Here is a 21,875-nt window from a genome sequence, read left to right on the forward strand (position 1 = left end):
CCTCGGTGAGCACCGACTCCGGGTGGAACTGGACGCCCTCGACCGGGAGTTCGCGTTGCCCCGGCCGCCGACGGGTCAGGCCGTCCGCAGCGCCTCGAAGCGGTCCCGGAGCTGGGCCCGGCGCAGCTTGCCGATGCCGGTCTTCGGGATCTCCTCGCGGGCCACCGCCAGGACGTGGGTCGGCTCGACGCCCAGCCGCTCGGCGACCCGGGCCCGGACCGCCCGGGCCGGGTCGCCGCCGGGCGCGACGGCGCGGGGGTGGTAGAAGACCGCCAGCTGGTCGTCGTCGACCAGGCAGGCGACGGTGAACGAGGGCTCCACGAAGTCGAGTTCCTCGACGGCCGCCTCGATCTCGTGCCCGTAGCAGGTCACCTCGCCGAGCTGGATGAGGTCGTCGGCCCGGCCGGTGACGGTCAGGACGCCGCCCTCGATCCGGGCCAGGTCGCCGGTCTTGAACCAGCCGTCCGGGGTGAAGGACTGCCGGTTCTGCGCCGGGTTCCGGAAGTAGCCGCCGGTGATCGACGCCCCGCCCGCCTGCAGCCGGCCCAGCGTGCCCTCCGGGACCGGTTCGCCCGCGTCGTCCACCACCCGCACCGCGGTGCCCGGCTGCGGGCGGCCGGCCGGGACGTGGCGGTCGTCGGCGCCGGCCGCGGTGACGGCGGTGAACTCGCAGTCCACCACGCCCGCCGAGGTCTCCGACATGCCCCAGCCCGGGTGCATCGCGTCCCCGGGCAGCCCGAACGGTGCCAGCAGCTCCAGGAACCGGCGGACCACCCGGCCGCGGATCGCCTCCCCGCCGTTCATGATGTAGCGCAGGCAGCTCAGGTCCCAGTCGCGCCCGGCCAACCGTTCGGCCCGGTCGTTGATCAGGCCGAACGCGAAGTTGGGCGCCCAGGTGGTGTCGATCCGGTGGCGGTGGACCGCGTCCAGCCAGCGCAGCGGGTCGGCGAGCACCCACGCGGTGCGCGCGTGCACCTGGTGGCAGCCGAGGAAGACGTCCCGGACGTGGAACATCACCAGGCCGCCGACGTGGTCCAGCGCCATCCAGTTAAAGCTCCGGGTGGCCCGGCCCAGGCGGTTGGCCAGCGCGGTGGCGGCACTGCGGCTCAGGATGTTGCGGTGGGTGAGCACCACCGCCTTGGGCACGCCGGTGCTGCCGGAGGTCAGCAGCAGCACCGCGGTGTCCTCCGGGGCCGCCCGGTGCCAGGACCGGTCGGGGGCGTGGCCGAGCAGCGCGCGGGTGTCACCGAGCAGTGCACCGGCCCAGCCCGGGTCGGCGACGGTCTCCGCGGCGACCGGCTGGCCGCTTCCGGTGACCACCCAGGGCCGGCCGTACCCCTGCCAGACCCGGTGCAGCAGCGACGGCGCGTCGGCTGCCGCCGCGCTGACTGGCATCGGCACGAAGCCGCCCAGCACGCAGGCCCAGAACGCGGCGAGCAGTTCGGGGTCCCGGCCGACCTGCAGCACCACCGTCTGGCCCGGCCGGGCCCCGCCGGCCCGCAGGCCGGCCAGGATCCGCGCCGCGTTGTCGAGCAACTCCCGGTAGCCCAGGGAGGATTCGGTGCCGTCCTGGTGAACGAACTGGATCCCCTCCGGGCCGTCGGAGCGGGCGGCGCGCAGCAGCGCCTCGCCGAGGGTGTCCAGGCCGGGTGGGACGGCGGGGCCGCCGTCGAGCAGCGAGCCGGTCATGCCGCCGCCTCCTCGGCGGCGGCGGCGACCAGGACCAGCGGGCCGCGCCCGTGGAACGGCGCGGGCTCCTTCCGGAAGCCGCCGTACTCGGCGGTGACCACCAGGCCCGCCTCGGCGAGCAGCTCGCGGACCTCGGGCCCGGTCAGTACGGCCTGGTCGAAGAAGTTGTCGTACATCGCCACCCGGCCGTCGGCCTCCCGGACCAGCAGGGTCTCCTCGTTGCGCCAGTTCGCCGCGTGGGCGTTGATCGACTGCCGGACCAGCCGGGTGATCAGCAGCTCCCCGGTGCGGTGGTGGGCGATCGTGTACGGCTGGTAGGCGTCCACGAAGTTGAGCAGGTGGCCGAACTCCAGCACCACCTTGCCGCCGGGGCGCAGCAGGCCGCGCACGGTGCGCAGCAGCGGGCGGAGCTCGGCCCGCGGCAGGTAGTTGAGGGTCATGAAGAGGCTGTAGACCAGGTCGAAGCGGTCCTCGGTGGTGAACTCCTCGGCCCGGCCGTGGACGTACGCCAGGCCCGTGCCGCCGGCCTGGCGGGCGTGGTCGACGAAGGCGGCGCTCTGGTCCACCCCGACGCCCCGGTAGCCGCGGGCGGCCAGGGCGCGCAGGTTGGTGCCGGTGCCGCAGCCGAGGTCGAGCACCCGCCCGCCGGCCGGTGCGTGCGCGGCGAGGAACTCGGTCTCCCCGGCGAGGTCGCGGAAGCCGCCGCGCATCGCCTCGTAGTAGCGGCCCGGGAATTCGAAGCTGTTCAACGTGTCACCTTCTCGGTCGACGGGACGAACGGTGTGCCGGCGCCGGCGGACGGGCCCGCCTTGCGCCGCTTGCGGAAGTCGCGCGGAGTGATGCCGTAGCGGTTGCGGAAGAGCCGGCTGAAGTGCGAGGCGCCGTAGAGCCCGTTGCGCTCGCCGATCACCGCGACCGGCAGGTGGTCGCGGGCGGGATCGGCGAGTTCGGCCCGGCAGCGGGCCAGCCGCTCGTCCCGGATCCAGCGCGCCGGGCTGGTGCCGTGGTCCTGGAACGTCTTCTGCAGGTAGCGCAGCGACACGTGGTAGCGCTCGGCGAGCAGCGCCGGGCTGAGGTCGGGGTCGGCCAACTGCTCCCGGACGAAGGCCTGGACCCGCAGCATCAGCGCCTGCTTGGCCACCTGGGTGTCCGCCGCCGCGGTGGCCCGCAGCCGCTCGCTGAACAGCGCGGCGGCCAGGCCGACGATGCTGTTGCCGAGCAGGTCCTCGGCCGTGTCGATGTCCGGCCAGTGCCGTCCCACGCCGGCCAGCAGGTCGGCGGTGAGCGCGGCCAGCCCCTGGCCGCCGTCCCAGGAGCGCGCGGTCAGCGACGCGGCGTCCCTGGGCGTCAGCCCGACCAGGCTGTGCGGCAGCAGCGCCTGCACCAGGCTGAACCGTTCCAGCGTGATCACCTTGTAGGGGCGGGTGCTGTCGAAGCAGACCAGTTGCGGGCTGCGCACCGCGACGTGGCGGCCGTCCTGGAACACCCAGAGCTCGCCGGAGAGCGGGCGGACCAGCCGCAGCCAGCCGGTCTCGGCGGGGTCGGCGGCCCGATGGGGCCGGATCAGCTCGTGCGGACCGCCGGCGGCGTAGGAGACCCGCACCGCCCCGAACGCCCGTCTCGCGAGGGTGCCCCGGAAATCCTCGTCACCGTTGCGGGTGATCTGCGCCGAACCGGCCGGCTGATCCGAATCCGCTTCGGTGCCTATCGACTGACGGAGGTTCAGGAGATCCGTGGGCATCATCCATATTCCCTTCGAAATCGGTACCCGCCGGGTCGAACAACTTGAACACGGAGACATCCGCATTTGCCACAGTCATCGAAACCTTCCATTCGGAACCCGGGCGGCCGGACGGCGGTAAGGCGCGCCCGGCCGCCCGCGGCGGACCGGCGGCCTCACCAGCTGTTGACGAGTCCCTCCGGTGCCGACGCGTCCGACTCCTCGCCCGGCTGGACGGTCCAGCCGCGCTCCTGCAGCCGCTCGGCGAGCACCGGCGCGGCGGCCGGCGAGACCTGCAGCTCGACCCGGCCGCTGGGCCGCCCGGTGGAGTGCTCGATGGCCATGTCCTCGACGTTGACGCCGAGTTCGGAGACCACCGCGAGCAGCCGGGCCAGCTCGCCGGGAGCGTCGCCGATCAGCACGTGCACCGGGACGCAGTCGGCCGGCGCGTCCCCGTGCTTGCCGGGGATCCGGGACCGGCCCTGGTTGCCGCGCACCAGCAGGTCGGCCATCGTGGTCGTGCCCTGGGCCCGCTCCTCGGCGGCCTCCCGGGCCAGTTCGCGCAGCGCGCCGACCGCCACGGCGAGGTCCTCCGCGAGGTCGTCCAGCACGTCGGCGACGGCGGTGGCGTTGCCCTCCAGGATGTCCACCCAGAGCCGGGGGTCGCTGCCCGCGATCCGGGTGACGTCCCGCAGGCCCTGCCCGGCCAGCCGGGCGGCGGCGTCCGGCATGTGCCGCAGCCGGGCTGCCATCAGCGCGGAGACCAGGTGCGGGGTGTGCGAGACCAGGGCGACGGCCCGGTCGTGCGCGGTGCTCTCCATGATCACCGGCACTCCTCCGCAGAGCGTCACCAGTTCGAGCACCCGGTTGAGCGTCTCGCTGTTGGTGTCCGAACGGGGCGTCAGCACCCAGGAACGCCCCTCGAACAGGGTGGCCGTGGCGGCCAGCGGGCCGGAGCGCTCCTTGCCGGCCATCGGGTGGCCGCCCAGGTAGCTGGTCGGGTCGGCGGCGAGCGCCAGCACGTCCCGCTCGGGGCCGGCCTTCACGCTGCCCACGTCGGTGTAGCAGTGCGCCAGCCGCCTGGCCTGCTGCTCGGCCAGCACCACGCCGATCTGCCCGGGCGGCACGGCGAGCACCGCCACGTCCACCGGTTCGGCGGGCCGGGTGGTCACCCCCGCGCCCAGCACGGCGGCGGTGCGGACCGCCGACTCGTCGTTGTCCAGCAGGTGCACCCGGACGCCGCGCCGGGAGAGCGCGAGGCCGACCGAGGTGCCGATCAGGCCGGTGCCGATCACGGCCGCAGAGCGGATCATGACTACTCCTCCAACAGGTCGGGCTGCTCGGCGGTGATCTCGTCCCAGAGCAACTGGAAGCTGAACCAGCCCAGTTGCTCGTCGCCGAAGCCGGCGCCGGCGGCCAGTGCCTGCTCGTGGCTGAACGCCTCCGGGGTGCCCGCCGCCCGGGCCAGCAGCTGGACCTGCGCGCAGCTGTCATAGGTGAAGAACCAGTGCACGGCCTCGTCCAGCGAGCCGCCGACGGTGATCAACCCGTGGTGGCGGAGCAGGATGGCGCGGTTGTCGCCGAGCTTCTCCGCGATGTCGCGGCCCTGGGCCAGCGAGACCGAGGGGCCCTCGTAGTCCCGGTAGAGCACCTGGCGGCCATAGAAGGCGCAGGACTCCTGGTCGATCGGCTCCAGCAGCCGGCCGAGGGCGCCGAGTGCCCGGGAGTGCGCGGTGTGGCCGTGCGCGGCGGCGGTGGCGCCGGGGTGCAGCTCGTGGATCTGCGAGTGGATCACGAAGGCGCTCGGGTTGACCCGGTGCCTGCCCCGCACCACCCGGCCGCCGGAGTCCACGGCGATCAGGTCGGCCACCTTGACCCGGTTGAAGGAGACGCCGAACGGGTTGACCCAGAACTGGTCCGGGTACTCGGGGTCGCGGACCGAGATGTGGCCCGAGATGCCCTCCCCGAAGCCGTACTTGCCGAACAGGCGCAGGGCGGCGGCGAGGCGCTGCTTGCGGTGGCGGCGGGTCTCCTCGTGGGTGGCGAAGACGGGCTCGGTGGGGATCGGCAGGCCGGTACTGGTGTCCGCCAGGTAGGCGGCGGGCTCGGCGGTGCTGGTCATGGCACTCCTCGGTGCGGATCGGATCGGATCGGTGTGGATCGGTGCGGATCGGTGCGGTGCGACGGGGATCGGTGCGGGGCCGTGGGGTGCGGCGGTTCAGGCCCGCAGCAGCAGGCCCTGCGCGCGGGCGTCCCGGACGCCCTGCGCGTGCTCGTGGACGGCCTCGGCGATGTCCACCGCGCGGTCCACCAGCGAGGGCACGCCGAAGGTGAAGAAGAGCGAGCCGGAGGTGATGTTCCCGAGCCCGTAGAGCCGGGCGTCGGTCTCGCCGTCCACCACCATCCGGCTGGTGGCGCGGACGACGTCCAGTCCGCCGTGCCGGTGCCGCACGGCCGCCCGGCCGGCGGTCAGCGAGGCGACCAGCCCGGCGGCCCCGGTCGGGATCCTGTCCTCGGCGGCGTTCACCGCGTTGAGCACCCGGTCGACCCGGAAGGCCGAGCCCTCGGTGACCACCTCGAAGCCGCCGGACGGGCGGGCCCCGACGGTCCGCAGGCCGGAGCGGACCTCCAGCCGGCCGGCGTCCACCAGCTCCAGCAGCACCGCCGCGCTGCTCGGCGGCATCGGGCAGCACAGGCTCATGACGGTGCGGTAGTGGTGCCGGAGCACGTGCTCCCTGTCCCGCTCCGGCAGCAGCGGCCAGATGTCCGGGCCGGTCTCCGGCACCGCGCGCTGCAGGATCCGCAGGCCCAGGTCCGGGGAGTTCACGTCGGCCAGCTGCCGGCGCAGCCGGGCCACCGGGTCCTCCTGGTCGATCCGGGTGATCTCCGGCAGCACGGCGTCCAGGGCCGCGCCGGCGTCGCGGAGCTCGGCCCGCACGATCTCGACGATCTCGGGCAGCGGGACCTCGCGCCGGACCCGGGCCAGCGCCCGCATCCGCTCGGGCGTGATGTGCTCCAGCTCGAACGGGACGTACCGCTGCCGGACGCCGGGCAGCACGCCGCGGCGCGAGAGCAGGCTGATCGGGCCCCGGTGGCCCTGCGCGTCGAGCGCGAGCACCAGGTCGACGGCGGTCAGGCCGCTGCCGATCACCGCGATCCGCTCCTGCGGATCGACCTCCCGCAGGGTGTCCGCGACCGGGTAGGGGTCCTGGACGAAGCCCGGCGCGCCGCGCAGGCCGAAGACGTCCTTGGGGCCGTCGCCGCCCACGCAGAGCACCACGTAGTCGAAGGCCCGGGCAGCGCCGTGCCCGGTGTGCAGCAGGACCCGCTCGGCGGTGCGCCGGGCGGCGGTGACCGCCGAGCCGACCAGGTCGATCCGCCAGCCGCGCTGCCGCAGGGTGGTGAGCGCGGTGTGCGCGGAGTGCTCCAGGTACTGGCCGTAGACGCTGCGGGAGACGAACCGGGCGCCCGAGCGCGGGTCGATGCCGTCCCGGCGGCCCAGCACCCGGTCGCGGTCGGCCAGCCAGCGCTCGAAGTGGCCGAGGTCGCCGGCCCGCACCGACATGTCGTCGGGCAGCGCGTTGACCTTGAGAGCCGGTGCGTCGACCTGGTAGGCACGCCCGCGCCAGAGGTGCGCGGACGGTTCGAAGACCGTCAGGCTGCCGGGCGGCCCGTCCAGTCGGGCCACCGCGTCGATCAGGCAGACCGCGGACGCGCCGCCACCGACGACGCCGATCGAGATTCCAGCGCTCATCGGGTCACACCCGCTCGTGCTCGAACCGGTGGAACGCCCCCTGCAGGAAGATCAGCGGAGCGCCGGCCCTGCGCACGCCCAGTGCGACCACCTCGCCGATGACCATCACGTGATCGCCGGCCACCAGGTGGTCGCGGTAGCGGCACTCCATCCAGGCCGGGGCGTCGAAGAGCAGGGCGCCGGTCCGCTCGCCCGGCACGGTGGGTACCTGTCCGAGGGCCTCGTCGCGCTGCTGCCTGGACCGGGCGAAGGCCCGGGCCAGTCGCTCGGAGTCGGCGTCCAGGATCGAGATGCCCCAGACCCGGGACTCCATCAGGTCGGCCAGGAAACTGGAGTCGCCCCGGATGCTCAGCGAGACCAGTGGCGGATCGAGCGAGACGGAGGTGAGGGAATTGGCGGTGAATGCGTGGTGGCGCCGACCGGGCGCCCGGTCCGAATAGGTGGAGACGACGCAGACCCCTGTGGCGAAATTGCGCATCACCTCGCGCAGATCGCCTGCCCCGGCCGGTCGCTCTGGTTTCGTCTTTTCCATGTGCCAGACGTTACCGATCGACGCGGCCGGGGATTTCCCTCGGTGCGCACCGGGAATTGTCGATCCGCGACCCGCCCGGCGGCGGCCGAAATGTCAGGCGACTCCTCTGAAGGCGATCCTTTGAGCTCTTTGCCGGACCGGTGCGATCGGGAATCCGGAGAAGTTCCGGGCGTGGAGGGCGGCGATATCCAGGCGGGCCTCCTCGATCGCGGTGATGATGCGCTCGGCGTGCGGCAGCAGCCGCCGGCCCGCCTCGGTGAGCGCGACCCTTCGCCCGCTCCGGTCGAAGAGCGACACCCCGACGGTGTCCTCCAGGTTCTGGATCTGGGCGGTCACGCTGGACTGGGCGTAGTTGAGGTTGCGCGCGGCGCTGGTGAAGCTCAACTCGGCCGCCACTTCGCAAAAGGCACGTAATTGCTGAAGATGCACGACAGGCTCCTTCTCCTCGACCCGCGGGACGCGGTTGCAGCAGATCGAAACAAAGGTGCAGGCCGCAGGGCAACGGTTGATCGAAGATGCCGATAAAGGTTGGCTAACTTGCGGACTCCGACATAAATGGATGAAGCACCAGGAATCGATCCGACCCCGGTGATCAATAGGAATAAAAATGCCCTGTCCCCCCGCGGTGCGGGAGGACAGGGCGGCAGGTGGGTGCGTGTTCCGGTCAGTGGGAGGCGAGGGCCCGGCGGCGGGCATTGCCGCGAACTCCGGCAATCAGCGCGATAAGCATGGTGACGGCGGAAATGCCAGTGACCACGTACATGCCGGTGTGGTAGTGGTGGAGCAGTTGCCCGTGGGTCTGCGAGTCGTCGCCGCCGCCCGCCATGGTGGCGGTGACCACCGCGAGCACCACCGCGGCGCCGACCTGGTAGCCGGTCTGCAGCACGCCGGCGGCGAGGCCCTGCTCCTCGTCCGCCACTCCGGCGGTCGCCTGCACGTTCGCGGCGGGGAAGGAGAACGGGAAGGCGATGCCGATCAGCACCACGCTCGGCAGGATCGCCGTCCAGTAGGAGGAGCTTTCGCCGATGCCCCAGAACAGCACGTAGGAGAGGGTGTAGGCGACGAAGCCGGCGAAGATCATCCAGATCGGGCCGAACTTCGAGACGGCCCGGCCGATCCGCGGCGCGATGGTCATGATCAACAGGCCGATCGGCAGGAAGCCGAAGGCCATCTCGATCGGCGACCAGCCGCGCAGCGACTGCATGTACAGCCCGCCGATGAACTGGAAGCTCATGTAGGTGCCGAGGATCGCGGCAGCGGCCAGGCTCGCCCCGACCAGCGAGCGGTTGCGCAGCAGGCCGAGCCGGAGCAGCGGGCTGGCCGCCCGGCGCTCGGCCGCGACGAAGACCGCGAGCAGCACCAGGAAGCCGGCGAACTGCCCGAGGGTCCGGCCGGAGGTCCAGCCCTTGGCCGGCGCGTCGACGACGGTGTAGACGAGCAGCAGCATCGCGGCGGTGATGCTCACCGCGCCGACCAGGTCGTAGTCGCGCGGCGCCGCGGAGCCGCCGCCCGGCTGGTCCTTGGGCACCAGGGTGATGCCCGCGGCCAGCACCACCAGCGCCACCACGACCGGCAGGAAGAAGGTCCACCGCCAGTCGACCTGGGTGAGCAGGCCGCCGATGATCACACCGGTCGAGTAGCCGACCGCACCGCAGGCGGTGTAGATGCCGAGCGCCCGGTTGCGCTGCGGGCCCTCGGCGAAGGTGGTGACGATGATCGAGAGGCTGGCCGGGGCGGTGAAGGCCGCGCCGACGCCCATGATGAAGCGGGCCACGATCAGCAGCGTGCCGTCATTGGCCACGCCGCCGACCAGCGAGCCCACGGCGAAGACCGAGACCGCCGCGAGGAAGACCCGCCGTCGGCCGAGCAGGTCGGCCGTCCGGCCGCCGAGCAGCAGGAAGCCGCCGAAGCCGAGCACGTAGGAGCTGACCACCCACTGCACGGAGGCGGTCGACATGTCCAGGTCGGCCTTGATCGGCGGCACCGCGATGCCGACCATGATGTTGTCCAGCGCGTCCAGGAACATCGCGCCGCAGACCGCGATGAGCATGCCCCACTGGCGGAATCCCCACGTGGTGGCGGCGTCCGCGGACGCCGGGTCGGCGACCTCGCCGCCGGCCGTGACTTCGCTTGAGGTTGACATCAACTTTCCCGTCTCTTCGGTGGGTCGTTCGGGTCGGTGCGGTCCGGGGGCCGGACGCCCCGACGTCCCTCCGCCCGCGCCGTGGAGCGGACGGAGGAACGGGCGCCGGCCGCGTCCGGGTCAGCCCCGCAGCCCCAGCGGGAACGGGGCCAGCGGGGTGCCGCCGAGCAGGTGCGCGCCGGCGGACTGCAGGATCTGGTCCTGGGCCAGGATGTGCTGGCACATGGTGTGCAGGTCGCGGACCCAGCGGTCGAGCGGCGAACTGCGGTAGATCGCGGCGGTGCCGACCAGGTCGGCCATCCGGATCGCGATCGAGCGGGCGGTGCGGAAGGCGTTGACCCGGGTCAGGGCGTTGGAGACCTGCTCCTCCTCGGTCGGCTCGATCCCGGCCCGCAGCCGCTCCCACTGCCGGTCCAGGCTGGCGTAGACCGCGTCCCGGGCCACCGAGAGGCTCATCTCCGCCTCGGCGACGGCCGTCTGGATCCGGTAGCTCTGGCCCCACGGCACTTCGGTGACCCGCTCCAGCTTGGTGGCGGCCAGCTCCCGCACGTGGTCGATGACGGCCCGGGCCACGCCCAGCGGCACGCCGGGGACGTTGCCGAGGATCGCGTCCTGGACGGTCAGCGGACCGGTGCCGCGCGAGTGGCCGAACCGGAAGGTGTGCTCCTCCGGGACGAACAGGTCGGTCGCCCGGTAGTCCCGGCTGCCGCTGCCGGCCAGGCCGGTGGTGTACCAGGTGTCGATGATCTCGAACTCGTCCGGCCGGCCCATCACGACCAGCCAGTGCACCGGCTCGCCGTCCGGGCCGGGCTCGGGCTTGCCGTCCCGGGTCACCAGCAGGCCGCCGACCAGCCAGTCGGCGTGGGTGACGCCGCTGCCGAACTGCCAGCGCCCGTTCACCCGGTAGCCGCCGGGCACCCGCTCGGCGGTGCCGGACGGGAAGATCATCCCGGCGGTGATCAGGTCGGGCGAGCCGACGATGGACCGCTCGACCGACTCGGGCAGGCACCGGGCGTACACCCAGGTGTCCATCCCGATCATCGCGCACCAGCCGGCCGCGGCGTCACCGGTCGAGAGCGCCTCGACCACCCGGCACTGGTCGGCGAAGGACATCTCCGGCCCGCCCAGCGACTTGGGCATCGCCACCCGGAACGCGCCGGTCCCGCGCACCAGTTCCACCACGTCGGCCGGCAGCCGGCGCTCCCGCTCGATCTCCTCGGAACGCTTGCGCAACAGCGGCGCCGCGGCCTCGGCCCTGGCCAGGATCTCCTCGCCGGAGAGCTCGCCGGTCTCCGTGCCCGCGGGCACCTGCAGAGTCTGCGTAACGGTCATGCCACACCTTCCAGGTCCGGTCGGGCGTGTCGGTGGTCTCGTCGCGCCGCGCCCTGTCCGGCGTCGACGACCGTCACGCTAGCCAGGCCGCCGGGCTGCTTTTCGGCCGAACGCGCACCCACTGTGGTGTGATCGCGCACGCTCCTGCCCCTAACCAGATTGATGCCTCATTATGGTTATAAGGCCAGCGAACACCACCCCGTGCTAACCTGTCAACATGGCCAGTGTGGTTGTAGAGGATGCGGAGCTGCTGCTCGATCTGCTCAACACCCGCCCGATCGTCAACGGGGTCGCGAACGACCGCCTGGCGGGCGCCGCCGGTGCACGGTGGCTGGGCGCGCACGGCCTGCCCGACTCTCCCGCCGACGCCGCCGCCGCCCGCCGGGTCAGGGACGCGATCACCGCCGTCCTGCGCGGCCGGGCCCGGGCCGAGACGCTGCAGCCGCTGCTGGCCGGTGTCAGCCGCACCCCGGTGGTCGAACCCGCGGGCGTGCGCTGGGAACTGCACACCGGCCCGGCCGAGCCGTTCGGGGTGCGCTGCGTGCTCGCCTGGTCCCGGCTGGCCGAATCGCTGCCGGGCCGGCTGCGGCCGTGCGCCAACGAGGAGTGCGGGCTCTTCCTGCTCGACCGCAGCCGGGCCAATGCCCGCCTCTGGTGCTCGATGTCGGCCTGCGGCAACCGCCTGAAGGCCCGCCGGCACTACCGCCGGGTGGCCGGTCGCGCAGACTGACCGGCCGTCAGGAGGGTGTCCCGGCGAGGAGGTCGAGCATGAGCTCGGCGCCGAAGCGGGCGGCGCCGAGGCCGGTGTGGCCGGCGGCGCGGGCGACCCTGCCGTGGTGGGTGGGGTCGAAGAAGCGGGTGCGGGTGTTCAGTCGGGCGGACCGCCGACTGGCTGAGCAAGGTCGAGTGGTGGGTGGGGTCGAAGAAGCGGGTGCGGGTGTCCACGGCGACGCCCTCGCGGTCCCGGAGGCCGTCGGGGAGGGTGGGGAGCCGGTCCCGGCGCGTGTGGCGTCCCGCATGTCTGCGGCGGGAGCGCGACGCCAACGGCGCTGACCTGAGGGGACGGGAGGGCGGGCCGGTCAGGGGCGGCGGGTGGCGAGCAGGGTGGACAGGTCGGGGGCGAGGCGGATCTCGGTGGTGAGCAGGGCGGGGTGGTCGTACCAGACGGTGCGGCCGGTGTCGGGGGCGCCGCCGTGGGTGGGCGGCCAGGCGGTGAGGGGGGTGAGGTCGTCGACCACCAGGGTGCCGCCGGGGGTGAGCAGGCGCTGCGGGTCGGCGGCCGCGGTCTGCTTGCCGTTGCCGCCGCCGTCCAGCACCAGCAGGTCGAACGGGCCGTGCCGGTGGATCGTCGTCCAGTCGCCGTGCAGGACCTCCAGGTCGGCCACGTCGGCGAACAACTCCCGTACCGCGTGCACGAGTTCGACCTCCCGTTCGACGCTCACCAGGGGGACGCCCGGGCGCCGGCCGGCGATCAGCCAGCCCAGGCCGACGCCGCAGCCGGTGCCGGTCTCGCCGATTCCCCCGGCCGGGCCCGCGCCCGCCGCGAGGGCCTGCAGCAGGCGTCCGTGTTCCGGGCGGCAGGACTGGGCGAATCCCCGGCGGGTGGCCAGTTCGACGGCCCGGGCGACGGGTTCGGGCAGGGCGGCGGCGTGGGCGGCGTAGGAGGAGGTTCCGAGGGTGGACATGCGGTCACGCTAGCGTGGCGGAGGGTGAAGTCATGGGCGTGCGGCGGAAGTTCAGTGCCGGCGGCGGGAGTGCAGCAGCGCTCCGGCGCCCAGGGCGCACAGGCCCAGCGCGGTGGCGCCCAGGGCGAGGGCGTTGCCGTCGGCGCCGGTGTCCGGCAGCGGGACGGGGGTCGGACCGGTGGACTCGGGCGTCGGGACCGGGGTGGGGGTCGGCGTCGGGATCGGGGTGGGGGTCGGCGTCGGGGTGGGCGTCGGGCTCGGGCCGGGTTCCTCGGACATGGTCGGGTGCGGGCTCGGGCTGGGCGAGGGGGACGGGCTGGGGGAGGGGCTGGGGGAGGGGCTGGGGCTGGCGTTCGGGCAGGTGACGTGGACCTCGCCGAGGCGGGCGCGGGTGACCTGGCCGGTGTACAGCCGCTGGCCCTGCGGGTTGTTGAAGGTGCCCGAGATGTCGACGTCCAGCCAGGCGTCCCCGGTGTACTGGCGGCTCTGCACGGCCGGATCGGCGTGCTGGGTCACCGTGACGTCCAGCGTGGACGGGCCGATGGTGGCCGGCAGGCCGAGGTCCGCGCCGGTGATCTGCAGCCGGGTGGTGCCGACCGGGACCCGGCGGCCGAGGACGGTCACCTCGTCCCCGTCGGTGTGGTTGTAGGCCAGCGCGAACGGGCCGACCGGCGGCGGGACGCACTCGGCGTAGGAGTCCAGGGAGGCCACCGAACCGGCCTCGATCGGGCCGTAGTGGATGAGCTCGGTGGAGTTGAACCACACCACCAGGTTGGTGAGTTGGGCCTGCGCGAAGTACTCGGACGGGTCGGTGGCGGTCTGCGTGGTCCTGGTGGCGACGGTGATCCGGGACAGCATCCCGTCCGGGTCCGAGGAGAAGTCCGCCACGTCGGTGTCGGGCACCGTGGTGGAACGCGCGGTGCCGTACGCGCCGTGGTACGCCGACAGGCCGATCGCGGGGACGTCCTGGTTGGTGAGCTGCACCAGCGTCGCACTGGCCAGGTCCCCCGGCGCGGCGGCCGCGGGGCGCGCGGAGGGGAGCAGGGCGACCGCCGCGACGGCGCCGGTGGCGGCGAGGACGGCGGTGGCGGCGCGCAGCCGGGGCGCGCGGTTGATGAGGGGCATCGACCACACATAACAGGGCGAAAGGTGCGGCCGGGGCGCGGCACGCCCGGTGGCGCACCGGTGGCGCGGCGCGGCCGGTGCGCGGCACGCCCGGTGGTGCGGCGCGGCCGGGGCCGGACGGCGCACCGGGTCCGTGTGCGACACTTCTGGGCGTTCCGGACGCACCGCCCCGCCCCGGCGGCCGTGCGCACCGGACGCGGAGCGCGGGACGAGCACGGGAGCAGGGCGTGGACCAGCAGGACTTCGGGACGCGGGGTTCGCGGCAGCGCGTCCTGGCCGCCCTCGCCGAACGGCGGCGCACCGGCAGCCGCCCCGGCGCGCGCACCGACAGCCTGCGGATCGCCCTCGCCGTCGAGGGCGGCGGCATGCGCGGCATCATCTCCGGCGGCATGGCGCTCGCCCTCCACGAGGCCGGGCTCACCACCGCGTTCGACGCCGTCTACGGCGCCTCCGCCGGTGCGCTCACCGGCGCGTGGCTGCTCAGCGGCGACGCCGGACAGCTGGCCGGCTGGGCCGACCCCGAGTACGCCCGGGCCATGGTCCGCCCAGGCAACCCGCTGCGCGGCCGCCCCGTCGTCGACCTGCACCACCTGGTCGAGCACCTCTACGCGCACGTGGCCCGGATGGACTTCGACGCCATCCTCGCCAACCCCACCACCCTGCACCCGCTCGCCACCCACACCGGCACCGGCGCCTCCACCGACCTCCACCCGCTGCTCACCGACCCCGCCCGGCTGCGCCTCGCCCTGCGCGCCAGCGCCGCCCTGCCGCTGCTCGCCGGGCCGCCCGTCGAACTCGCCGGCAGCCACTACTACGACGCCGGGCTCGCCGAGTCCGTCCCGTTCCGCACCGCGCTCGCCCAGGGCGCCACCCACGTCCTGGTGCTGCGCTCGCGCGGCCCGCTCCCCGCCCCGGCGGACCCGGCGGACGGGCCCTCGCGCGGCTCCCGGCTGGTGGCCCGGACGGTGCTGCGCCGCTACCCGGGGGCGCTGCGCGACTCCTACCTGGGGCGGGCCGGGCGGCTGCTCGCCGACGAGGAACTGCTCGGCCGGCACGACCTCGACGCGCCCGCGGAGGGCCCCGCGGTGCTCTCCGTCCGCCCCGGCCCGGACGCCCCGAGGGTCGGGCGGCTGGCCCGGGACACCGGGCTGCTGCGGGCCGCGCTGGAGGCCGGGCGGGTGGCGATGGGGGAGCAGATCGCCCGGCTGCCCTGACGCCCGGGGCGCGGGGCCGGTGGGGGAGGGGTGGTCGGCGGGGACGGTGGAGGACGGGTGGTCAGCCGGCCCGGCGGAGCAGGATGCCGCGGCTGCCCGGGGCGAGGGTGCGCTGGGCGGGGAGCGGGTCGGCCAGGTCGATCTCCTCGACCAGCAGCCAGCCCTGTTGCGCGGACAGCCACGGGCGCAGCCGTCCGTCCAGGGCGGAGGGGGCCAGGGCGACGAACAGCAGGTCGGTGGGGAGGGCGTGCAGGAGTTCGAGGTCCTGGCCGGCGTGCAGGGTGTCGATCAGCAGCACCGCCCCGAAGCGGCGGCGGACGGGCGGCGGGGCGGCGAGGTCGGCCCCGCTCAGCCGCAGCCGGGCCCGGCCGCGCAGCCGGTCCCACAGCCGGGCCCGCAGGGCCGGGTCCGGTTCGGCGGCGTGCACGGTGTAGCCGGCCCGCAGCAGCCGTCCGGTCAGCGCGCCGTCGCCGGCGCCGAGTTCGGCCAGGGCGCCGCTGCCGGGCGGCCGGTGCCGGGTGACCCAGGCGGCGGTGGCGTCCAGCCGTTCGGCCTCGTACTCGGGGGCCAGTAGGGTCTCGGCCACGGTCACGTCCCGTCGCAGGTGTTCTCACGGCCGCGAACGCGGACTGCTACGACCCTAGCCACCTGTTTCGTTCGTGGTCCATACCACCACCGGGAAAAGTTTACGGTTCACGGTCAATTCACAGAGTGGGGGCCGTTGGTGGGAGCCGCCGGGGCCTTCGGGGTGAGGCGCCCGGGTCAGTCGACGGCCTCGAAGCCGTTGACGCCGTCCATGTCCTCGACGCTGTCGAGATCGAGCTCGAAGTCGTCGTCGTAGCGGTCGTCGTGCTCGGAGGTGGGCTTGCGCTCGGGGGAGACCCGGCCCAGTTGGAGGGCGGGGAACATGGTGGCGGGGTCGTCGGCGATGATGCCGTCGGGGTGGGCGGCGGCGTTCGGGTCCTCGGCGCTGACCCGGTTGCCGCTGCGGCGCTGGCCGCCGCGGATGGCGGAACCGCCGACCGGGCCGTAGCCGCCGTGGCCCATCGCCATCGCGCCCATCATGCCGGGCGGCACCGATCGGTTCGCCGAGTTGGTCACGGTGGAGGGCGAACTGCTGCCCGAGGAGCTGGAGTTGGCGGACCCCTCGGCGGAGGTCTGGGTCTCCAGGCGGGTGCTGCTCTTCGCGCTGCCGGAGCCGCTGCCCGGCACCGCGAGCCGGGTGGAGAAGCCCACTCCGCCGCTCTGGGAGCCGGCTCCGCCGCCCGTGGAGCCCGAGCCCGAACCGGAGCCGGAGCCGGAGCCGGAGCCCGAACCGGCGGCGTGCGAACTGCCGGGCAGGGACGGTTCCTTGAGGCCGAGGGTGCTGGTGCCGCTGCCCCGGCCGCCGCCGCTCCCGGAGCCGAGCGGGCCGAGCTTGGGCATCAGCGAGGCGAACGCGGCGAGTCCGGCGTCCCCGCCGCCCAGGCGTGGGCTGTTCAGCGCGGAGGCCGTGCCGCCGGGGGTGGCGTTCGGGCTGAGCGGGACGCTCGCGAAGGAGGTGAGGCTGTTCAGGACGGTGCTGTTGCTCTCCTCGTTCTCGTTGAGGTTGCCCGCCATCTTGTCCATCTTGTCGGCGGTGTCGCGGAACGAGGCGAGGATCCGGGTCAGGACGTCCTCGGCGATGGTCTGCAGCACCTTCTCGGCCGCCTCGATCACCAACTTGCCGAACTTGTCGCCGGATTCCCCCATCTTCAGGCTCTGCACGATCCGCTTGAAGCTGGTGCCGTTCGTCTCGATGTCGTCCGCGTCCCGGCGCAACCCAGCTGCGCACTCGGCGAGTTGGGCGAGGTCGATGGAGAAGCCCTGGCCGTTGGAGTTGCTGGCCGGGGTGGGCGCGATCTTCTCCGCGGCCTTCACGATCATGTCCTCGATCGGCCGGGTGATGGTCTGCGCGAGCTTGCCGACCGCCGCCTCCAGCAGCTGGTTCATGATCTCGCGGCCCATCCGCAGCACCGCCGCCGCGCTCCACGGGCCGGTGGACGAGGCGGCCGCCAACTGGGCCTGAATGGAGAAGAGCTGGGTGATCGACTGGGTCTTGGCCACCTCGACCACCACGGCCGCGGCGCGCAGCACCTTGGCCACCGTGTGGCAGATCTCGGTGATCGTCTTGGAGTACTTGGTGATGGTGCTCCACAGCTCCGAGAGCCGGTCCGCCGAATCACCCTGGTAGACCTCGTGCAGCAGGGTGAGCGCCTTGTCCGCCGTCATCTGGGCGCTGTCCAGCGAGCCGGCGAACTTCTCCAATTGGTCGGCCAGTTGGTTCAGTTCGTCCTCGTTGGCGCCCGGGAAGCGGACCCCGAGCAGACCGATGAGGTGGTTGAGCCCCGCCGGTAGTTCCACCGCCATTGCCGCCCCCAGTCGCTGCCCGCGGTAAGTCTCCGATCGCGCAGTGCGACGATACACATAGCGGACGTCATCGACCACCTGTCCGGGCCCCGTACAGGCACATTGTGGGCGAACCCCCGCGCCGTTACGGTGTGCGCCATGGCATGGGGATCATGGTGGCGCGGCCGGTCCGGCACCGGCCCGGGTGCGCCCGGCAGGAGTGCGGAACGGCCTTCCGCGCAGGCGGTGTTGGGTGCGGTGGCGGACGAACTGTCCGCGCTGCACGGCGAACAGTGGCGGGTCGCGGGCGAAGAGGTGCGCGGGCCCGGGGAGTTGGCGGTGCGGCTGGGTGCCCCGCCGGACGGCGACCCGCACCGGGTCGACCTGGTGTTCCTGGTCGACCGGGACCGCCCGGAGACCGCCGTCCCGGACCGGGTCACCGTGCTCGACGGCGGCGGCGCCGACGGCGGGGACCAGGACCCGGTGCGCCGGGGCGTCGAGGTGTGGGCGTCCACCGCGGGCGCCGCGCTGATCGAACTCGTCGCCCACAACGGCCGGTTCGCCGGCCACCTGGACCCGTCCGACCCGGACGGCCTGCCCGGCTGGCACGCCGTCCACGGCGGCGTGGTCGGCTGGGGCACCGGCAAGCGCTTCCACGACGTGCAGGACTGGCTGGTGCGCAACCCGGTGCTGCCCGCGCTCGCTCCCGCCCTGGGCGGGGACCTCGGCCGGGACCAACTCATCGGCGTGCAGGTCTCGTTCGGCGCCGGCGGGGGCGGGCAGAGCGCCGAGGTGCTGGTGCACGGCGAGCCGCACGCCGCGGCCTCCGCGGCCCTCGCCGCGCTGGACTGGCCCCGGGTTGCCGAGGGCGACTCGTACGCCCGGACCTTCGTCCTGCTGGCCCGCCGGGCTGGGACCCGGCCGCCGGCCGGGATCGGACTCCGGGCGGCGGAGCGGACGTAGCGCCAGCCCGCACGAGCAGCCGCCCGCACGATCAGCCGCCAGGCCGCCAGGCCGCCCGGTCGCCCGTTCACGCGGGCTGGCGGCTGCTCGCTGCTCGCTGCTCCGGGACGCCGGGACGCCGGGGGGCCGGGACGCCGCGGGGCGACGGGTGGTCAGGAGGACGGCGGTACTGCCGGGTAGTGCCAAGTGCCGGCCGGGGCGCGGTAGTCGGGCAGCCAGGCGGCGAGGACCTGGGCGGACGGGTAGAACATCGGCTCGGGGAGGGCGTCCAGGGCGACCCGCTCCCAGCCGGCGCAGGCGTGCGGCTCGGTCACCAGGGCCTCGGCCAGGCTCGGCGGGGCCAGCACCGCCGCCGTCACCCGGGTGCGGCCCAGCTCGTGGTCGAGCAGCACCGCCAGCACCCGCATCTCCCGGGCGGGCAGCACGATGCCGGTCTCCTCGGCCAACTCCCGTGCTGCGGCCGCCTCGAAGGACTCGCCGGGGTGGTCGACCTTGCCGCCGGGCAGGCTCCAGGTCGGCGACTCCCCGGCGGTGGTGCGCCGCCCGATCAGCACCCGCCCGTCCCCGGTCGGCACGATCACGCCCGCGCCGACCAGCGGCGGCAACGGGTGCGTCCCGAGCGGGGCCTGAGCGTCCGTCACCACTTGCCCTTCTGGTAGTCCTTCAGGAAGCAACCGTACAGGTCCTCGCCCAACTCGCCCCGGACGATCGGGTCGTAGACCCGGGCCGCGCCGTCCACCAGGTCGAGCGGAGCGTGGAAGCCCTCCTCGTGCAGGCGCATCTTCTCCGGGTGCGGGCGCTCGTCGGTGATCCAGCCGGTGTCCACCGCGGTCATCAGGATGCCGTCGGTCTCGAACATCTCCTGCGCGCTGGTGCGGGTCAGCATGTTCAGCGCGGCCTTGGCCATGTTGGTGTGCGGGTGGCCCGAGCCCTTGTAGCCGCGCTCGAAGACGCCCTCCATCGCCGACACGTTGACCACGTACTTGCGGCGCGCGGAGGACGCGGCCAGCGCCGGGCGCAGCTGCGAGATCAGGATGAACGGGGCGGTGGAGTTGCACAGTTGCACCTCCAGCAGCTCGATCGGGCCGACCTCGGAGACGGTCTGCACCCAGCTGTTGGTGTCCGCCAGGTCCGGCACCAGGCCGCCCGCGTCGATCGCGGTGCCGGCCGCGATCCGCTCCGGCGAGGCCGAACCCGTCACCAGGGCCAGCGCGGTGACCTCCTCGGCGCTCACCGACGGCCGCTCGCCGCGGCTCTGCCCCGGCAGGGCGGGCACGTCCACCGCGCCCGAGCCGAACCGGCCGATCACGGTGGAGGCGGGCAGCACCCCGGCGGGCAGCGGCGCGCTCTCGGCCGCGACCAGCTCGCGGTACGCCTCGGGGGAGCGGCGCACGGTCTGCGCCGCGTTGTTGATCAGGATGTCCAGCGGGCCGTCCGCGGCGACCTCGTCGGCCAGCGCCATCACCTGGGCCGGGTCGCGCAGGTCGATGCCGATGACCTTCAGGCGGTGGATCCACTCGGCGCTGTCCGGCATCGCGGTGAAGCGGCGGATCGCGTCGTTCGGGAAGCGGGTGGTGATGGTGGTGTGCGCGCCGTCGCGCAGCAGGCACAGCGCGATGTACATGCCGATCTTGGCGCGGCCGCCGGTCAGCAGCGCGCGCTTGCCGGTCAGGTCGGCCCGGGCGTGCCGGCGGGCGCGGTTCAGCGCCGCGCAGTCGCGGCACAGCTGGTGGTAGAACGCGTCCACCTCGACGTACCGCTGCTTGCAGGTGTAGCAGGAGCGCGGGCGCTCCAGGATCCCGGCCAGCTCGGTGGTGGTCTCGGTGCTCAGGCCGAACGCGCCCGCCGTCTCGTCGTCGATCCGGCCCGGCGCGCCCGTCGCGGTCTTCGCCGTCACCGCCCGGTCGTTGGCGGTCTTGCGGGCCCGGGTCTCCTGGCGGCGGCGCTGCTTGAGGGTGCGGAAGAGGCCGCCGACCGCCAGCCGGACCCGGATCGCGTCCGGGTGGTCGACGTGGATCCCGTCCAGCTCGGCGAGCACGCTCAGGCACAGCTCCAGGCGTTCGGGGTCGATGCCCTTGCCGTAGTCGGTGTCGTCCTCGACCGGGGTGCTGCCCGGCCCGCTCTGCTGGTTCGTCACTGCCGATGCTTCCTCGATCGCCCCATCCGTACCGCCGAACTCTACGGGAGCGGCCCCCGCCGGGGCGAAGCCTGTGACCTGCCGCACTCCGCCGCCCGGCCCGGACCGCCGGGCTCAACCGCCGCCCAGTGACCAGGCGATGACCGACAGCGTCAGCATCGACAGCACCGTGGAGACCAGCACCGCCGAGCGGGCCAGCACCGGGGCCGCCCCGTACAGCCGCGCGTACACGTACACGTTCTGCGCCGTCGGCAGCGCCGACAGCAGCACCGCCGCCCGCAACTGCGGGCCCGACAGGTGCATCAGGGCGCCGACGGCCAGCGCGGCCAGCGGCTGCCCGAACGCCTTCACCAGCACCGCGACGGCCAGCTCGCCGCGCTCCGGGCGCTGCGGGGCCGCGCCGGGCGGGGTGTGCAGCGACAGGCCGAGGGTGACCAGCGCGGCCGGGACGGCGGCCGCGCCCAGCAGGTCGGCGGAGTGCGCCAGCGGGCCGGGCAGCCGCCAGCCGGCCGCCGAGAACAGCGCGCCCAGGCCCGCGCCCAGGATCACCGGGTTGCGCAGCGGCAGCAGCGCCAGCCGCCGCAGCCGCTCGACGCGGGACGGCGGGGCGGCGCCGGTGGTGGCGTCCAGCACGGCCAGCACCACCGGGGTGACCAGCAGCACCTGGAACAGCAGCACCGGCGCGACGTACGAGGCGTCGCCGAGCACCTGCGCGGCGACCGGGATGCCGAGGTTGCCCGAGTTCACGTAGCCCGCCGCCATCACCGCCACCGTCCGTCCGGCGGTGCCGCGCCCCGGCTGCCCGGTGCGCGCGGGGCGCCGTCCGGCGAGCAGGCCCAGCAGCGAGGCGAGGGCCGTCCCGGCGACGAAGGCCAGCACCCAGGTGTCGGCGAACGAGGCCAGGTCGGTGCGGGCCACCACGGTGAACAGCGCGGCCGGCATCGCCACGTGGAACACGAAGCGCCCGAGCACCGCCTCCGCGTCCGCCCCCAGCAGTCCCGTCCGCCCGGCCAGCCACCCGACCGCCGTCAGTACCCAGATCGGCGCGAACGCCGCGACCAACGCCTCCACCCTGACCTCCCGCCGCAGTCAATCAGGGGCGTCCGGGCCTCCGGTCGGCGGTCCGCCCCCTGGGCGCCGAAGCGGAAGAACGTCCGTTCGGTTTCGGCGGTGCCAGGTTTTCGGGCAGCCCCGGATCGAACCAAGAAAAGGTA

The 21,875-nt window shown here is 74.0% G+C and carries 20 protein-coding genes; 3 read left to right on the top strand and 17 right to left on the bottom strand.

Annotated features, from left to right (window positions below):
* Positions 1-75 precede the first annotated feature (75 nt).
* The 10 genes from ACWEO5_RS24545 to ACWEO5_RS24590 form a co-directional block, all read right to left on the bottom strand.
* The gene (locus ACWEO5_RS24545; RefSeq protein ID WP_452164442.1) at positions 76-1,689 is read right to left on the bottom strand and encodes an AMP-binding protein; all 1,614 of its coding nucleotides are present in this window, start codon (positions 1,687-1,689) and stop codon (positions 76-78) included.
* Positions 1,686-2,438, bottom strand: a complete 753-nt coding sequence (locus ACWEO5_RS24550) for a class I SAM-dependent methyltransferase (protein WP_452164443.1) — start codon at positions 2,436-2,438, stop codon at positions 1,686-1,688. Before ACWEO5_RS24550 ends, ACWEO5_RS24545 begins: the two co-directional genes overlap by 4 nt.
* Positions 2,435-3,430 (bottom strand): AraC family transcriptional regulator, encoded by a 996-nt coding sequence (locus tag ACWEO5_RS24555; protein ID WP_452164444.1) that lies wholly within the window; start codon positions 3,428-3,430, stop codon positions 2,435-2,437. The genes ACWEO5_RS24550 and ACWEO5_RS24555 overlap by 4 nt, the downstream gene beginning before the upstream one ends.
* A gap of 155 nt (positions 3,431-3,585) precedes the next feature.
* Positions 3,586-4,719 carry a prephenate dehydrogenase gene (locus ACWEO5_RS24560; RefSeq protein ID WP_452164469.1) on the bottom strand — a complete coding sequence of 378 codons (1,134 nt, stop codon included), beginning with the start codon at positions 4,717-4,719 and terminating at the stop codon, positions 3,586-3,588.
* Between the two features lie 5 nt (positions 4,720-4,724).
* Positions 4,725-5,531 carry a class II aldolase/adducin family protein gene (locus tag ACWEO5_RS24565; RefSeq protein WP_452164445.1) on the bottom strand — a complete coding sequence of 269 codons (807 nt, stop codon included), beginning with the start codon at positions 5,529-5,531 and terminating at the stop codon, positions 4,725-4,727.
* A gap of 96 nt (positions 5,532-5,627) precedes the next feature.
* On the bottom strand, positions 5,628-7,163 hold the full coding sequence (locus ACWEO5_RS24570) for an FAD/NAD(P)-binding protein (RefSeq protein ID WP_452164446.1): 1,536 nt from the start codon (positions 7,161-7,163) through the stop codon (positions 5,628-5,630).
* Between the two features lie 4 nt (positions 7,164-7,167).
* Positions 7,168-7,695, bottom strand: a complete 528-nt coding sequence (locus ACWEO5_RS24575) for a flavin reductase family protein (protein WP_452164447.1) — start codon at positions 7,693-7,695, stop codon at positions 7,168-7,170.
* A gap of 93 nt (positions 7,696-7,788) precedes the next feature.
* Positions 7,789-8,124, bottom strand: a complete 336-nt coding sequence (locus ACWEO5_RS24580; protein WP_452164448.1) for a LysR family transcriptional regulator — start codon at positions 8,122-8,124, stop codon at positions 7,789-7,791.
* A 235-nt stretch (positions 8,125-8,359) separates the two neighbouring features.
* Positions 8,360-9,838 carry an MFS transporter gene (locus ACWEO5_RS24585; RefSeq protein ID WP_452164449.1) on the bottom strand — a complete coding sequence of 493 codons (1,479 nt, stop codon included), beginning with the start codon at positions 9,836-9,838 and terminating at the stop codon, positions 8,360-8,362.
* Between the two features lie 120 nt (positions 9,839-9,958).
* The gene (locus ACWEO5_RS24590; RefSeq protein WP_452164450.1) at positions 9,959-11,170 is read right to left on the bottom strand and encodes an acyl-CoA dehydrogenase family protein; all 1,212 of its coding nucleotides are present in this window, start codon (positions 11,168-11,170) and stop codon (positions 9,959-9,961) included.
* Between the two features lie 217 nt (positions 11,171-11,387).
* Between ACWEO5_RS24590 and ACWEO5_RS24595 the strand changes: the two genes are divergently transcribed.
* A complete protein-coding gene (locus tag ACWEO5_RS24595; RefSeq protein ID WP_452164451.1) occupies positions 11,388-11,900 on the top strand; it encodes a CGNR zinc finger domain-containing protein in 513 nt (170 codons plus the stop codon).
* A 349-nt stretch (positions 11,901-12,249) separates the two neighbouring features.
* Here ACWEO5_RS24595 and ACWEO5_RS24600 read toward each other — a convergent pair whose 3' ends face one another.
* Positions 12,250-12,855: an SAM-dependent methyltransferase gene (locus ACWEO5_RS24600; RefSeq protein ID WP_452164452.1), complete on the bottom strand. Its 606-nt coding sequence runs from the start codon at positions 12,853-12,855 to the stop codon at positions 12,250-12,252.
* A gap of 51 nt (positions 12,856-12,906) precedes the next feature.
* A complete protein-coding gene (locus ACWEO5_RS24605; RefSeq protein ID WP_452164453.1) occupies positions 12,907-13,980 on the bottom strand; it encodes an LPXTG cell wall anchor domain-containing protein in 1,074 nt (357 codons plus the stop codon).
* A gap of 227 nt (positions 13,981-14,207) precedes the next feature.
* On the opposite strand from ACWEO5_RS24605, the gene ACWEO5_RS24610 reads away from it, so the two are divergent.
* A complete protein-coding gene (locus ACWEO5_RS24610; protein WP_452164454.1) occupies positions 14,208-15,194 on the top strand; it encodes a patatin-like phospholipase family protein in 987 nt (328 codons plus the stop codon).
* 61 nt (positions 15,195-15,255) lie between these two features.
* Here the strand turns inward: ACWEO5_RS24610 and ACWEO5_RS24615 are convergent, their stop codons facing one another.
* On the bottom strand, positions 15,256-15,780 hold the full coding sequence (locus tag ACWEO5_RS24615) for a hypothetical protein (protein WP_452164455.1): 525 nt from the start codon (positions 15,778-15,780) through the stop codon (positions 15,256-15,258).
* A gap of 176 nt (positions 15,781-15,956) precedes the next feature.
* The gene (locus ACWEO5_RS24620) at positions 15,957-17,582 is read right to left on the bottom strand and encodes a WXG100-like domain-containing protein (protein ID WP_452164456.1); all 1,626 of its coding nucleotides are present in this window, start codon (positions 17,580-17,582) and stop codon (positions 15,957-15,959) included.
* A gap of 138 nt (positions 17,583-17,720) precedes the next feature.
* Between ACWEO5_RS24620 and ACWEO5_RS24625 the strand changes: the two genes are divergently transcribed.
* Positions 17,721-18,524 (top strand): DUF6348 family protein, encoded by an 804-nt coding sequence (locus tag ACWEO5_RS24625; RefSeq protein WP_452164457.1) that lies wholly within the window; start codon positions 17,721-17,723, stop codon positions 18,522-18,524.
* 152 nt (positions 18,525-18,676) lie between these two features.
* On the opposite strand, the gene ACWEO5_RS24630 is transcribed toward ACWEO5_RS24625, so the two are convergent.
* The 3 genes from ACWEO5_RS24630 to ACWEO5_RS24640 all read right to left on the bottom strand — a co-directional run bounded on the left by ACWEO5_RS24630 (position 18,677) and on the right by ACWEO5_RS24640 (position 21,732).
* Positions 18,677-19,165, bottom strand: coding sequence for a nucleotide triphosphate diphosphatase NUDT15 (locus ACWEO5_RS24630; protein WP_452164458.1), 489 nt, complete (start codon positions 19,163-19,165; stop codon positions 18,677-18,679).
* Positions 19,162-20,661, bottom strand: coding sequence for an SDR family NAD(P)-dependent oxidoreductase (locus ACWEO5_RS24635; protein WP_452164459.1), 1,500 nt, complete (start codon positions 20,659-20,661; stop codon positions 19,162-19,164). The genes ACWEO5_RS24630 and ACWEO5_RS24635 overlap by 4 nt, the downstream gene beginning before the upstream one ends.
* Positions 20,662-20,775: 114 nt before the next feature.
* Positions 20,776-21,732, bottom strand: coding sequence for an AEC family transporter (locus ACWEO5_RS24640; protein ID WP_452164460.1), 957 nt, complete (start codon positions 21,730-21,732; stop codon positions 20,776-20,778).
* Positions 21,733-21,875: the final 143 nt, after the last annotated feature.

This window comes from Kitasatospora sp. NPDC004272 (assembly GCF_053603035.1).